Below are 13,515 nucleotides of genomic sequence, written 5' to 3'. Positions count from 1 at the left end.
TCTTGCAACTGGGAAAGCCTCAACCCGGCAGCAGGCGCTGCTCGGTGTCGGCGCGCGCCGCTTCGAGTGGTGCCAGCGTTCGGCCAACCTTGGCGCGCAAGGCGGCACCAAGCCAGGTCGAGTAGAGCGCCTCGGCCAGCATCCGCGGCTCGGCCACCGATGCGAGCGAGCCGTCGGCGACGCCGGCGGCGATCGCGTCGGCCACTCGTCCGACGATCCGACCCATGCCCGAGTCGAGCGCGGCGCGCATCGGCTCGGATAGGTCGCAGACCTCTGCGGCCAGCTTCACCGCCAGGCAGTTGCCGTGGCGTTCGGTATCGCAGGCGTTGGTGAGCCATTGTTCGAAGTAGTCGAGCAGCTTGGCGCGCATCGGGCCGCCGTCGGTTCCGAAGCGCGCGCGCATCCGCGCGTCGTAGTCGTCGAAGTAGCGGTTCAGCAGCGCTTCGCCGAACGCTTCCTTCGACTTGAAATAGTGGTAGAACGAGCCCTTCGGTACCCCGGCGGTCGACAACAGTTCGGCCAGGCCCATGGCGGTGAAGCCACGGCTGAGGATCAGCATCTCGCCGACGGCGAGGATGTGTTCACGGGTATCGGGATGGCTTGCTGGCTTGTTCATGATCGGAATAGTAATAGACCAGTCGGTCTAAGGCAAGAATTTATATCCCCAAGGGTATCATGCCTATTCGAGTGGCAGTCCTAGCTGCCGCCGCCGCTCTTTGCCGCCTGCTCGCGTGCCACGCCCGACGTCAGCGAGCCGCCGAGTTTCTCGCCGCTGCCTTGCGCCACGTATTCCCAGTCGTTCGGGTCGTGATCGGCCCGGGCGAGCGTGTGGCAGCCGTGACGGCTGTCCATCGCGGCGCAGTCGTTCTGTCCTGCCTTGGCGATGCCGAAGCACTGCTCCTTCGGGCCGAGCACCCGGGCGGCGTCGGCCGGCAGCGCGGTCAGCGCCGAGGCGATCAGGACGTGGCGGCGCTTCATCGGGGTTCCATTTCATGCAATTGGCAAGATGGCCAGTGTAAAGCCCCACGCCCGTCATCGCCCGGTTGCCGCGGTGACGCCCTGTCGTCACCCGGTTTACAATGTGCGCGATATAAGCGCCGAAGAAGCGATCCGTATCCACGGAGATACCCCCTGAGACCCCTCATGGAAGACCATTGATGAGCACTATCCGCCAGGACGATTTCATCCAGAGCATCGCCGATGCTTTCCAGTACATCAGCTACTACCACCCGGTCGACTACATCAAGGCGCTGAGCGAAGCGTACGAGAAGGAACAGAGCCCGGCGGCCAAGGACGCCATGGCGCAGATCCTGATCAACAGCCGCCTATGCGCCGAGGGCCACCGCCCGATCTGCCAAGATACCGGCATCGCCGTGGTGTTCCTGAAGGTCGGCATGAACGTGCGCTGGGACGCGACCCTGTCGGTGCAGGAGATGGTCAACGAGGGGGTGCGCCGCGCCTATAACCACCCGGACAACAAGCTGCGCGCCTCGGTGCTGCTCGACCCGGCCGGCAAGCGCCAGAACTCCAAGGACAACACCCCGGCGGTGGTGCACTACGAGATCGTGCCGGGCGACGAGGTGGAAGTGATCTGTGCGGCCAAGGGCGGCGGCTCGGAAAACAAGTCGAAGATGGTGATGCTCAACCCGTCCGACAGCATCGTCGACTGGGTGCTGAAGACCATCCCGACGATGGGCGCCGGCTGGTGTCCGCCGGGCATCCTCGGCATCGGCATCGGCGGCACGCCGGAGAAGGCGATGCTGTTGGCCAAGGAATCGCTGATGGCGCCGGCCGACATCCACCTGGTGCGCGACAAGAAGGCGCGCGGCGAGGCGCTGACCCGGGCCGAAGAGCTGCGCCTGGAACTGCTGGAGAAGGTCAACGCGCTCGGCATTGGCGCCCAGGGCCTGGGTGGCCTGACCACCGTGCTCGACGTCAAGGTGCTCGACTACCCGACCCACGCCGCCAGCCTGCCGGTGGCGATGATCCCGAACTGCGCCGCGACCCGCCACGTGCACTTCCACCTCGACGGCAGCGGCCCGGTCAAGTTGACCCCGCCTAGCCTCGACGACTGGCCGAAGATCACCTACGACAGCTCCAAGGGCAAGCGCGTCAATCTCGACGCGATCACCCCGGAAGAAGTCGCGAGCTGGCAGCCCGGCGACGTGCTGCTGCTCAACGGCAAGATCCTGACCGGCCGCGACGCCGCGCACAAGCGCATGATCGACATGCTGAACAAGGGTGAAAATCTGCCGGTCGACTTCACCAACCGCTTCATCTACTACGTCGGCCCGGTCGATCCGGTCGGCGATGAAGTGGTCGGCCCGGCCGGCCCGACCACCGCGACGCGGATGGACAAGTTCACCCGCCAGATGCTGGAAACCACCGGCTTGCTCGGCATGATCGGCAAGGCCGAACGGGGACCTACGGCGATCGAGGCGATCCGCGACAACAAGGCGGTGTACCTGATGGCGGTGGGCGGCTCGGCCTACCTGGTGTCCAAGGCGATCAAGGCGTCCAAAGTGGTGGCGTTCGAAGACCTGGGCATGGAGGCGATCTACGAGTTCGACGTGCAGGACATGCCGGTGACGGTGGCGGTCGACTCCTGTGGCGTGTCGGTGCACAACACCGGTCCGGCCGAATGGCGCGAACGAATCGCCAAGATCTCGATCAACGTCGCCTGATCACCTTCTGATCATCTAGGGTTGGCCGAACGGCCACTGGGCAAAAACAGCCGGTCTCGACGAGGCCGGCTTTTTCATGAGTGACGGGGGGCATCGCGCCACCGCCTGTCGCGAGCGTGATTTACAGCCGCCGGTGGGGCCAGTATAAAGGGCGCATTTCCACCTTCCGTTGTCATCGCCATGCGCTCCATCTACGAAATTGCCGCCGACCTGTTCCTGTTCAGCCCCGAGGGCAAAAGCTCCGGCATGAACCGCGAGCAGGTGATCGCGATGCTGCGCGCCCGCTGGCCGGTCGAGGCCGAGTTTCGCGCCTATATGGACAAGCAGACCAAGCTGGCCGCCAGCGAAAAGCAGCAGCTCGCGCCGAAAAAGCTGCACTGAGCGCCGCGCCGCTCGTCGGCACGACCCAAACAAACAGGCCAGCCCGTTCGGGCTGGCCTGTTGTCGTTTCAGGGAGGCATGGCTAGTGCGCCGGGCTGATCTCGACGCGGCGCGCTTCCCTGTCGTTGCCGGCGCCGGTGGTGCTCAGCGGCGGCTTCATGTGGATCTTGTCATCGGCGAGGCCCGCCGCCAGCAGTGCGTCCTTCACCGCCAACGCGCGTTTCTTGGCCAGCTCCTCGTTGGCGTGCAGGTCGCCGGTCTTGTCGGTGTAGCCGGTCACGTCGACCCCGCCGCCGCCGGATTTGGCCGCGTCGACGGCCGATTTGATCGCCTGCTGACCATCGGCGTCGATGTCGGCCTTGCCGGTGGCGAAGTAGACCTTGGCCGGCCCGGCCGCTGTTGCGCCGACCGGAGCCGAAGCTGCCGACGCGGTGACCGCCGCCGCCGGTGCCGAGGTGCTGCTGGTGGTGACCGCAGCGCTGCCGTTACCGGCCGACGCGTTTTCGTCCAGCGTGGGGCTCGCTTTCTCTACCGGCGGCTTGGTGCGCAGCAGCGGGAACGCGGCCAGCGCTACGACCGCCAACAATAGCCACGGCCACCAGCGGCGCGTGGTGCTGGCCTCGGCGACGACGGTGCTGACGGGGTCCGCCACCGGCGCTGCCGCCTTGCTGACCGCCGCACCCGCGTCGCCGAGCTTGCCGGCCAGGCCGCCGAGGAAGGCTGCCGGGCTGGCGAAGCCGAGCGCACTGGTTAGCTGCGGGCTGAGCGCTTCCTGCAGCTGTCCGAGCTGGCCGGACAGCAGGGTGGAGAGGCCACCGGCGTCGAGCTTGTTGTCGGCGATCACTTTCTTCAGCACCGAGACGATCGCCGGCGTCACCAGTGCCAGCAGTCCGCCGGATACCTCGTGGCTGATGCCGTTGCCGGTGGCGATCGCCGCCTGTTCCCCGGCGTGGCCCGATACCGTCCGGCCGATACCGCTGATCGACGACATCGCATCGGCCAGCGCGTCGACCTTGTCGCCGAACAGCTGGGTCAGCAGGCCGTGCCCGATCTGCTGCAGTTCGTCGCGGCTTTCCGGCGTGGCCAGCTGTTTGCCGAACTGCTCGGGCAGATGGCTGTCGGCCGGGACGTTGTCCAGCGCTCCGAGCAGGCTTTGCGCGCCATCGGTCGTGGCGCCCTTCTGCGCGATCCCGCCCAGCACCGCCGGCACCAGGGCGGAGATGCCCTTGCCGATCTTGCCGGGGTCTTCGCCAAAAAGAGAACTCGCCTGCTGGACGAAGTCGCCCCCCAGCGCACTGCTGGTCAACTCAAGCAGATTGATGCTCATACCCTTCCTCCGTACATGTTGCCGGGACAGTGAGATAGCGCTGACAAGGCGGTGGCCTGTTCAGGCGCAGTATAGGCAGTGTTTTTTCAATTGATTGTTTTGTACCGGGAATCCGTTCTCCGCAAGCGGCCGCAATTGGCAGGGAAAGGCCGGAAAACGGCGGGTGCGGCGAAAATGTCTGATGCGTGAAAAACCGGGCTGCGATGGCGCGGTACCCAGCACTACGAGGCGTTCATCCACGTGTGTATCGAAATGGCCACGTCGGCCGAAACCAAGCGGGTCGCCGCCGTGTTATGCGAAGCGGCCGATTGGTTGGCCCACCCCTGGTACGTCGCCCGTTATCAGCTGGCAGTACCGGGCCGAGCCGAACGGGGGGCTTGCCGAAAGCCGGTGTGGCGTGGCCGGGCCGATTGCTGTCACCATGGCGGCTGTTGCCACTTGCCGCGTATCACCGATGACCAGAACCTCCCGTTCCCAGCTGTCCAAGGACACCATCAAGACCCTGCCATCGTATCCGGGCCTGGGGCTCGGCGCCGTGCACGTGGTCAGCGACCCGGCCACGCTGGCCAGCGCCTGCCAGGCGCTGAGCGCCGCCGGCACGGTCGGTTTCGATACCGAATCGCGCCCCACCTTCCGCAAGGGTGAGGAGTCGAGCGGCCCGCACCTGATCCAGCTCGCCAGCCGCGAGCGCGCCTGGCTGATCCCGGTGGCGCTGCTCGGCGACGTCGCGCCGCTCAAGGCGCTGCTCGAGTCGGCCACCATCCTCAAGGTCGGCTTCGACCTGAAGTCGGACACCCGGCGGCTGCGCGACAAGCTCGGCATCGAATGCGCCGGGCTGGTCGACGTCGGCGACCTGTGCCGCGAAGAGGACGAGCACCATACCGTCGGCGCGGTGCAGGCGGTGGCGCGGGTGTTCGGCCAACATTTTCGCAAGTCGAAACGGGTGTCGACCTCGAACTGGGCGAGTGCCCAGCTCTCCGACGCGCAGCAGCTCTACGCCGCCAACGACGCCCACGTCGCGCTGCAGGTCTACGAGGCGCTGCACGTCGCCGGTCGGCTCCCGTTGCGCTAATCGACCGCTTCGCTTGCCGGAGCCACGCTCGGGCTTGCTGCGCTCCCACTCCGCCGCTTTTTCTGTGGCCAATCCACGACATATTTCCGGCTTTATTGGTTTGGCGCATCAGCATCATAAAATGGCAAATAAGCCGGCAGATGGATTGGCTGTCGCCATAGCTAGTAGCCGGGCGACTGGCACCTGCTGCCTATTTGCATGAACTGACACCAATGGTGTTGCATATTGCGCTACCAGATTCCCTTGAACAGCGCGCAAAACTTGCTTAGACCGAAATGGTGCCAGGGCCATCTACGCCACAGTTCAACCTCGCTGGTTCCGGGGTTGCTGCCGACTGTGTGAATTGAGACACAGAGCAAAACCCTGCTCTCCCTAGCGTTGGCCAGGTTGCAACACGGCCGGCAGCGACCGCGCCACGGTTTCGACAAACGGAGTGAATCATGCACAAAAGCATCCAGATTGCATTGGTAGTGGCGGGGCTGGTGAGTGTTCCCGCCGCGATGGCGGCATCGACCGATGAGCCGTGGTACGTGGGTGGCAAGGTGGGCTGGTCGGGATGGCGCAGCGAGGAGTTCGGAGGCGGGGTGCAGAACCCGACTAACCTGGATCGCAACACAGTGGGCGGCGGCCTGCTCCTCGGTTACCAGATCAACCAGTGGCTGGGCATCGAGGGCGGTTACGACTACCTCGACAAGCTCAAGTACGATGCCAGCAATCTCTCCGGCCGCCAGGATTTCACCGGCCAGGGCATCCAGCTGACCGCCAAGCTCGGCCTGCCGCTTACTGAAGGGCTGGACCTCTACACCCGGTTGGGGGGGATGGGCACCCGCGCCAAGGGCCTAGGCAACACCGACAACGGCTTCTCGCCGCTGGCCGCCCTCGGCCTCGAGTACGCGTTCAACCGCAACTGGGCGTCCCGCCTCGAGTACCAGTGGGCCGGTAACATCGGCGACAAGGACAAGGTGGGCGTCCGCGCCGACAACAACCTGGTGAGCCTGGGCCTGCTCTACAAGTTCGGCGGTGCCCCGGCGCCCGCGCCTGTAGCGACACCGGCGCCGACCCCGGCGCCGGCCCCGGCGGCGCCGCGCGAGTTCAACCTGAGCTCCGACGTGCTGTTCGACTTCAATAAGGCCACGCTGAAGCCAGGCGGGCAGACCGCGCTGGCTGATCTGCTCAAGCAGCTGCAGGCCGAAACGCCGAAGGATGCCAATATCAACGTGGTCGGTCATACCGACAAGCTCGGCGCCGAGAAGTACAACCTCGCCCTGTCCAAGCGCCGTGCCCAGACCGTGGCGAACTACCTGATCGGCCATGGCGTGCCGGCCAACCTGGTCAGCGTCGAGGGGGTCGGCAAGGCCGAGCCGGTCACCGGCAGCCAGTGCGACGGCATCAAGAAGCGCGCGCAGCTGATCAGCTGCCTGGCGCCGGATCGCCGCGTGGTGGTGAAGGTGAGCGGGCAGGCCGCACCGAAGCCGCAGTAAGTCATCGGGATGGAAACGGAGCCGCCGCCGCGGCTCCTGCTTGGCCGAAAGCGCCGTGGGCGCTTTCGGCCAAGTTGTTTTTGCCGATTGTGCCTGCTTGTGCCGGACCGCCCAGGTGCCGCTGCCTGAGTGTCACCGGCACGGCGTGCCGGGCTAAGCCGACGGGTGGCGCACGGCCTGTTCTTCTATGCTGGAACTGTTTTTCCCGCCCTATGTTTAGGAGGCCTCATGGCGACCCCGGTCCATCCCATTCCGCCCGGCTACCGTGGCGTAACGCCGTACCTGACGGTCAGCGACGCCGACGCGGCGATCGCGTTTTACCGGCAAGTGTTCGGCGCTACCGAGACGATGCGCATCGCCACCGCCGGCAAGGTCGGCCACGCCGAGCTGTTGCTCGGTGGCGCGCCGCTGATGCTGTCCGATGAATTTCCGGAGATGAACGTGCGCGGGCCGCACACGATCGGTGGCTCACCGGTCTGCCTGATGCTGTACGTCGACGATGTCGACGCGGTAGTTGCACGGGCGCTGGCGGCCGGTGCAACGCTGATGCGTCCGGTCGAAGACCAGTTCTACGGCGACCGCGGCGGCAAGCTGCGCGACCCGTTCGGCCATGACTGGTGGCTGGCAAGCCACATCGAGGACGTCGCCGAAGACGAGATCCAGCGTCGTGCCGAGGCGTTGTACGGCGGCGACTAAGTGTGCGAAACAGCGGTCAAAACCGTCGCATTTTTGTACAGGCGGCGGTGGTTTTCTTCTAGAATCTATATAGTGAATCGGCGAATTATCTCGCTTGTTATTATCTTGCCATAGTATCTGGAGCGTGGGATGGCAGGCGCTTGCGAATGCGAGCGGCGTCGGCTTGTGCCCCAGTTTCCCCGTTTTACTCGACGTTCCCGAGGCGGTGCTAATGGGTTACAAGATTTCCTTTGCGGCGGGGTCCAAGGTGCTCGCCAACCCGCATCCGCTCGAATACAACAAGATCGCGCTGGTGTGCGAGGGCGGCGGCCAGCGCGGCATCTTCACCGCCGGCCTGCTCGACGAATTTATTCGCGCCGACTTCTTCCCGTTCCAGTTGATGATCGGCAGCTCGGCCGGCGCGCACAACCTGTCGGCCTACGCCTGCGGGCAGAAGGGCTACGGACGTCACGTCATCACCCGTTTCACGACCTCGCCCGAATTCTTCAACCCGATGCGCTTCCTGCGCGGCGGCCATCTGATCGACCTCGACTGGCTGGTCGAGGCAACCTCGCGCGACTTTCCGCTCGACATGGCGCGGGCGCGGGAGCGGCTGATCGGTCGTGAGCTGCTGCTGTGCGCCTGCCGCAGCGACGACTTCCAGCCGGTGTACTTTCCGGCGGCACAGGACAACTGGCTGGACGCGATCAAGGCATCGAGCGCGATCCCGTTGTTCTATCGCAACGGCGTCGAGCTCGACGGCGTGCGGTATCTGGACGGCGGGGTGCGCGACGCGATCCCGGTCCGCGAGGCGTACCGGCGCGGCGCGGACCTGATCGTGGTGATCCGCACCATGCCGTCCGGTTTCGACGAGCCGCCGCCTTGGCGGCGCCGGATGCAGCAGCTATTGTCGCAGAGCCGGCTGAAGGAGATGGTCGACGTGGTGGAAACGCACGAGTCGAGCTATCTCGCCACCCAGGCTTTCATCGACCAGCCGCCCGAGGGACTGCGCATCCTGGAAATCGCGCCGAGTACCCCGTTGGCGAGCAAGCTGCTGGGCAGTTCGCCCGACGCGCTGCTCCGCGACTACCGGATCGGCCGCCAGTACGGCCAGCGCTTCCTGAAACACATCGCCCCGCTGTTGCAGCCCCGTCACGAGATGGCCGAGCGGCACGAGTCCGACACCATCGCCGCCTGAACGGCGATCGCCCCGCGGGACGCGGCTGACCGTCGCGGCCACCTACCTGCTGGCATCATTCGATGCCAATAAAGTCCTCATTGTTGTATTTCCCGTCGCTCGACCACTTGGTCGGTGGTGATTTCTTCATGTCGAGCATTAACAGTATCTTTACTTCTGTTAATTTTTCTTCAAGCGAGTTGATAGCAATCTAGTGGGTCGACCGACGGCGAGAACTCCGTCCGGAACGGGCCCGGCGAGTTCGCCTGCCATCACCTAACAAAACCAATGCGTATCGGGGAACAACGTCATGACCATCCGCGCCAAGCTGATCCTATTGATCGGCTGTGCTGTACTTGCCTTGCTGTCTGTCGGCTTCTTTGGCTATCGGGGGATCGCCAGCAGCCGCGTGGCGATCGACGAAATCGGCGGCAATAACATGCCGTCGGTGGTGGCCTTGCTCGACGCGCGCTCCAACTTCAACCGGGCGAGGCTGTGGAACACCCAGGCGCTGCTGCACCAACGCGACGGCGGCCCCGAGACGGTGCAGTTCTTTGCCGAGCTGTTGAAGAGCAAGCAGGCCGCGCTCGGCTTCTACCAGGCGGCGATCAAGCAGTACGCCGGCTACCCGCAGGGAGCGGAAGAGACGCGGATTTGGCAGGGCTTCCGCGGCCTGTCCGAGCAGTGGCTGCAGCACGACGCCCAGCTGACCGAGATCCTGACCCGGCTTGCGCAGGGCGCCGGTGGCAACCAGCAGGAGCTACTGTTTCACCAGCTCGAACAGCAGTTGCTGAGCGAGCAGCAGTTGGTCGAGCGCCTGGATGCCCAGCTCTGGCAGCTGGTCGAGGAAAACGAACGCCTAGCTAAGGAGAGCGTCGCCGGCGCGCACGCCGACGGTGAGCGCGCGCAGCTGGCGATCGTGGCGGTGATCGCGCTGGCGGCGCTGCTGCTGCTGCTGGTCGGCGTGGCGGTGTATCGGGCGGTGCTCGGGCCGATCCTGCGCACCCGTCACACCGTGCTGCAGATCGCCGAGCACAACGACTTCACGCTGCGCATCGACGCCGCCGGCAAGGACGAGGTCGGCGACATGGTCGGGGCGCTGAACGCGCTGCTCGCCCGGTTGCAGGACACACTGCGCCGCATCCGCGACGACATGGACACGGTGCGCGGCGCGGTCGGCACACTGGCCGGCGCCTCCGAGAACGTTGCCCAGGGCTCGGCGCAGCAGCGCGGCTCGACCGAGTCGATGGCCGCGGCAGTGGAGCAGATGACCGCCAGCATCAACCACATCGCCAGTCACGCCAATTCGGTGATGGCGCTGTCGCGCGATGCCGGCGACGTGTCGCAGCAAGGCGGCGAGATCATCGTGCAGACAGTCGACGGCATGGACCAGATCGCCGGCAGCGTCAGCGCAGCGGCGCAGGTAATCGAGGTGCTCGGCCAGGAATCGCAGCAGATTTCCAGCGTGGTGCAGGTGATCCGCGAGATCGCCGAGCAAACCAACCTGTTGGCGCTGAACGCCGCGATCGAGGCGGCGCGCGCCGGCGAGCAGGGGCGCGGCTTCGCGGTGGTGGCCGACGAGGTGCGCAAGTTGGCCGAACGCACCGCCTCGTCCACCGGTGACATCGGCCAGATGGTGGCGAAGATCCAGCAGGCGGCGCAGGGCGCGGTGGCCGAGATGCAGCAGGTGGTCGAGCGGGTCGGTGGCGGTCGCACGCTGGCCAGCGACGCCGGCAGCCGGATGAGCGACATCCGCGACCGTTCGGTGAAGGTCGCCGACGCGGTGGCCGAGATCACCACCTCGCTGCGTCAGCAAAGCGCCGCCAGCCACGATATCGCCGGCCACGTCGGCACGATTTCGCGGATGGCCGAGGACAATCACGCCGCCTCGGGCAGCGCGGCGCACAGTTCGCGCCAGCTCGACCAGCTGGCGAGCGACGTCACCAGCGCCCTGGCCCGCTTCCGGGTGTAAGCGCTACTCCGGACATGACAACAGGCCGCCTTCGGGCGGCCTGTCTGTTTTGGCGGGTCGGCCCAAGTCGTTCAGCGTTCGGCCGACTCGCGTTCCAGGTCGGACAGCAGGATGTTGAGTGCCTCGCTGGAGTTCTTCAGCTCCAGTAGCGACAGCGCCAGCGACAGGATCATGCCGACCAGGCTGATGCCGAAGGTCAAGCCGGCCAGTTGGTGCGCGCCGACGTAGATCTCGAACATCGCCAGCACGCACAGGAACAGGCTCAGCACCCCGGCGCTCTGCATCCACTGGATCAGCCGGATGCGCTGGCGCAACGAGCCGATCTGCTTGAGCAGGTTGGCGCTCGGGCTGGCCCGGTGATCGTCGTAGAGACGGCGGATGATCGCGGCGAGGCCGAGGTAGCGGTTGGTGTAGGCGAGCAGCAGCAGCGACACGGCGGGAAACAGCAGGGCGGGAGTCGTTAGTGACAGTTCGTTCATGGATCAATGGATCAGGAATTTTCGTCGATGTAGACGTCGGTGCCGATCGCGCTTTGGTCGAACAGCTCGATCACGTCGTCGTTCTTCATCCGCACGCAGCCGAGCGAGCTGGGGAAGCCGAACGGCACGTGGGTGCCGGCGCCGTGAATGTAGATGAAACGCTCAAAGCTGTCGACGTCGCCGCCCTGGTTCCGGCCCGGCTCCATCCCGCACAGCCACAGGATCCGGGTCAGGATCCAGTCCTTGTTCGGGTACTGCTGGTGCAGTGCCTCGGTGTACTTCCACGGCGTCACCTGCTGACGAAAGATGATCGTGTCCTTCTCGGCGCCGTCGCCGATTTTCTCGCACACCCGGTGCCAGCCGCGCGGCGTCTGGTAACTGTTCTTCTGCTCACCGACGCCGTACTTCGCGGTCGATACCGAGTATTGCCGTTCCGGCAGTCCGTAACCGTCGTAGTAGGTCAGCGTCTGGCTCTTCACCCCGACCAGCAGCCACGGTTTGCCATAGGCGAACGGGTTGGGGTGGGTCGGGATCAGCGGTGCGGCGCGCTGTTCGGCCTGCAGCCAGTCGGCGACGGCCAGCGGGTTGTAACTTGGGGTGGCGAACGCGGCCAACGGCAACGCGATCAGACCGGCCAGGATCAGCCGGTAGTCAGAGCGGGGGAGCATGGAGAAGGCTCGCATGAAGTAACGACAGGTAGGAGCTGCTTCCAGTATCGCCGATCCATAGGGCGGTGGTGTCGAAGATAAAAGGCTTGGCCGAACAGGGCAGAGGGGCCAACTCATTCCTCGTCCTGCTGGCGCCGCAAGCGGAAGAAGTCGCTCAATTGCTGGCGGCAGCGTTCGGCGGCCAACCCGCCGAACACCGCGGTGTGTGGGTTGAGCTGGCGGTTGGCGAACAGGTCGAGCTGGCTGCCGGCCGCGCCGGTTTTCGGCTCGCGCGTGCCGTACAGCAGCCGGTCGAACCGCGCCATAACGATCGCGCCGGCACACATCGGGCACGGCTCGAGCGTGACGTACAGGTCGCAGCCGCTCAGCCGGTAGTTGCCGAGTGTCGCTGCCGCCTCGCGCAGCGCCAGCATCTCGGCGTGCGCCGACGGGTCGTGCCGGCCGATCGGTTGATTGTAGCCGCGCCCGACGATATCGCCCCGGTAGACCACCACCGCGCCGATCGGCACCTCACCCTCGCGGGCTCCCTGTTCGGCCAAGGCCAGCGCCTCGTCCATATAGCGTTGTTGCTCGGCCAGCGGCGGCGCCAGTCGCACCGGCGGATGCGCGCGCAGCGCATGGCGCAGCAATGCGCGGTCGTGGTCGGTTAGCTGTTGCCAGTGGAGGCCGCTCTCGGCGGCGGCCAGCGCGAACAGCAGCCGCTCGGTGGCGGTCTGCCCGGCGGCCTTCATGAGCAGGAAGGCACTGACCGCGCCGGTCGCGGCGAGCTGCTCACGGCTGCCGATGCCGAGTTCGGCCAGCGCGGCGATGGCGCTGGGCGGCAGAGGGGGGGAGGTCAGCGGCGTCATGGCGCGATTATAGCGTCGTCCCCGGCTTGGCCGAACGGCCGACGGGGAATGGCGGGCAGGGTTGGGGCGATCAGGGGAGCCAGGCGATCAGCGATGCGACCAGATTCGCCGGGCGGCTTGCCAGACGATGAATGCGCGGCTGGCGTTGCGCAGCACGCCACGCAGCCGATGACTGGGCAGGACGGTTGCCAGTACGCCGCTCAGCAGCCGCCAGTTGCCGGCCTTCTTCCAGGCATCGATGTCGTCGGCGACCTTGCTCAGCGGGCGTTGCAGCAGGTTCAGCTCCATGCGCAGCTTCACCCGCAGCGCCTCGCCCTTCATCAGCAGCAGCTCTTTCTTGACGGCACGCTCGTGCGGGCTCATTGCGGTCCCTTTCCGTTCAGGCAGTCCCAATCCTTGCGCACTTCGGCCAGGCTGGCCGCAAACGGGGCCGGCTGGTAGTGCAGACGGCGGCGCATCCGGTACAGCGCAAGCATCCCGCCCAACAAGAAGAACAGCGCCAACAGGCCGAGCACCAGCGCGCGCCATGGTTCCGGGGACAGCACCATGATGAACAGCAGCAACGCCTGCAGGCCGACCAGCAGCGCGACCAGCGCGGCGACACCGGACAGCACGTTATAGAGCAGTGCTTCTTGCTGTTCCTGGGCCTCCAGACCGAGCAGCTCGGCACGGGTCAGCAGTAGAGATACCAGACCGCCCAGGAGCGAACGGAGCGAACCCGGGCGGGGTGAAGTGGTGTGGTCAGCCATGC

Annotated in this window: 15 protein-coding genes; 7 read left to right on the top strand and 8 right to left on the bottom strand. The window is 65.8% G+C overall.

Features of this window, described 5'->3' with window-relative positions; translation table 11 throughout:
• Positions 1-19 precede the first annotated feature (19 nt).
• Both ACZ2IA_RS03970 and ACZ2IA_RS03965 read right to left on the bottom strand, forming a co-directional pair.
• Positions 20-616: a TetR/AcrR family transcriptional regulator gene (locus ACZ2IA_RS03970; protein WP_470291274.1), complete on the bottom strand. Its 597-nt coding sequence runs from the start codon at positions 614-616 to the stop codon at positions 20-22.
• A gap of 80 nt (positions 617-696) precedes the next feature.
• Positions 697-978, bottom strand: coding sequence for a BufA1 family periplasmic bufferin-type metallophore (locus ACZ2IA_RS03965; RefSeq protein ID WP_470291273.1), 282 nt, complete (start codon positions 976-978; stop codon positions 697-699).
• Positions 979-1,157: 179 nt separating this feature from the next.
• Between ACZ2IA_RS03965 and ACZ2IA_RS03960 the strand changes: the two genes are divergently transcribed.
• Both ACZ2IA_RS03960 and ACZ2IA_RS03955 read left to right on the top strand, forming a co-directional pair.
• A complete protein-coding gene (locus ACZ2IA_RS03960; protein WP_470291272.1) occupies positions 1,158-2,684 on the top strand; it encodes a fumarate hydratase in 1,527 nt (508 codons plus the stop codon).
• A 180-nt stretch (positions 2,685-2,864) separates the two neighbouring features.
• Positions 2,865-3,065: a hypothetical protein gene (locus ACZ2IA_RS03955; RefSeq protein WP_470291271.1), complete on the top strand. Its 201-nt coding sequence runs from the start codon at positions 2,865-2,867 to the stop codon at positions 3,063-3,065.
• Positions 3,066-3,147: 82 nt separating this feature from the next.
• On the opposite strand, the gene ACZ2IA_RS03950 is transcribed toward ACZ2IA_RS03955, so the two are convergent.
• The gene (locus ACZ2IA_RS03950) at positions 3,148-4,392 is read right to left on the bottom strand and encodes a DUF937 domain-containing protein (RefSeq protein ID WP_470291270.1); all 1,245 of its coding nucleotides are present in this window, start codon (positions 4,390-4,392) and stop codon (positions 3,148-3,150) included.
• Positions 4,393-4,846: 454 nt separating this feature from the next.
• Here ACZ2IA_RS03950 and ACZ2IA_RS03945 point away from each other — a divergent pair, with 454 nt between their 5' ends.
• The 5 genes from ACZ2IA_RS03945 (at position 4,847) to ACZ2IA_RS03925 (ending at position 10,769) form a co-directional block, all read left to right on the top strand.
• Positions 4,847-5,464: a 3'-5' exonuclease gene (locus ACZ2IA_RS03945; protein ID WP_470291269.1), complete on the top strand. Its 618-nt coding sequence runs from the start codon at positions 4,847-4,849 to the stop codon at positions 5,462-5,464.
• 440 nt (positions 5,465-5,904) lie between these two features.
• Positions 5,905-6,945, top strand: coding sequence for a porin OmpA (gene ompA, locus ACZ2IA_RS03940; protein WP_470291268.1), 1,041 nt, complete (start codon positions 5,905-5,907; stop codon positions 6,943-6,945).
• A 228-nt stretch (positions 6,946-7,173) separates the two neighbouring features.
• Positions 7,174-7,641: a VOC family protein gene (locus ACZ2IA_RS03935; RefSeq protein ID WP_470291267.1), complete on the top strand. Its 468-nt coding sequence runs from the start codon at positions 7,174-7,176 to the stop codon at positions 7,639-7,641.
• A gap of 211 nt (positions 7,642-7,852) precedes the next feature.
• A complete protein-coding gene (locus ACZ2IA_RS03930; RefSeq protein WP_470291266.1) occupies positions 7,853-8,818 on the top strand; it encodes a patatin-like phospholipase family protein in 966 nt (321 codons plus the stop codon).
• Between the two features lie 289 nt (positions 8,819-9,107).
• Positions 9,108-10,769 carry a methyl-accepting chemotaxis protein gene (locus ACZ2IA_RS03925; RefSeq protein ID WP_470291265.1) on the top strand — a complete coding sequence of 554 codons (1,662 nt, stop codon included), beginning with the start codon at positions 9,108-9,110 and terminating at the stop codon, positions 10,767-10,769.
• A 71-nt stretch (positions 10,770-10,840) separates the two neighbouring features.
• Here ACZ2IA_RS03925 and ACZ2IA_RS03920 read toward each other — a convergent pair whose 3' ends face one another.
• The 5 genes from ACZ2IA_RS03920 to ACZ2IA_RS03900 all read right to left on the bottom strand — a co-directional run bounded on the left by ACZ2IA_RS03920 (position 10,841) and on the right by ACZ2IA_RS03900 (position 13,513).
• Positions 10,841-11,248: a DUF2721 domain-containing protein gene (locus ACZ2IA_RS03920; protein WP_470291264.1), complete on the bottom strand. Its 408-nt coding sequence runs from the start codon at positions 11,246-11,248 to the stop codon at positions 10,841-10,843.
• Positions 11,249-11,259: 11 nt separating this feature from the next.
• Entirely contained in the window at positions 11,260-11,916 is a 657-nt protein-coding gene (locus ACZ2IA_RS03915) for a L,D-transpeptidase family protein (RefSeq protein ID WP_470291263.1), read from the bottom strand.
• A 113-nt stretch (positions 11,917-12,029) separates the two neighbouring features.
• Positions 12,030-12,764, bottom strand: a complete 735-nt coding sequence (tadA, locus tag ACZ2IA_RS03910; protein ID WP_470291262.1) for a tRNA adenosine(34) deaminase TadA — start codon at positions 12,762-12,764, stop codon at positions 12,030-12,032.
• An 87-nt stretch (positions 12,765-12,851) separates the two neighbouring features.
• The gene (locus ACZ2IA_RS03905) at positions 12,852-13,127 is read right to left on the bottom strand and encodes a hypothetical protein (RefSeq protein ID WP_470291261.1); all 276 of its coding nucleotides are present in this window, start codon (positions 13,125-13,127) and stop codon (positions 12,852-12,854) included.
• Complete coding sequence (locus ACZ2IA_RS03900) at positions 13,124-13,513, bottom strand: phage holin family protein (RefSeq protein WP_470291260.1); 390 nt, start codon at positions 13,511-13,513, stop codon at positions 13,124-13,126. The genes ACZ2IA_RS03905 and ACZ2IA_RS03900 overlap by 4 nt, the downstream gene beginning before the upstream one ends.
• Positions 13,514-13,515: the final 2 nt, after the last annotated feature.

Source organism: Crenobacter sp. CS_VA4 (genome assembly GCF_055597485.1).
The sequence above is the reverse complement of the archived record's forward strand: the minus strand, read 5'-3'. Positions and strand labels throughout refer to the sequence as shown.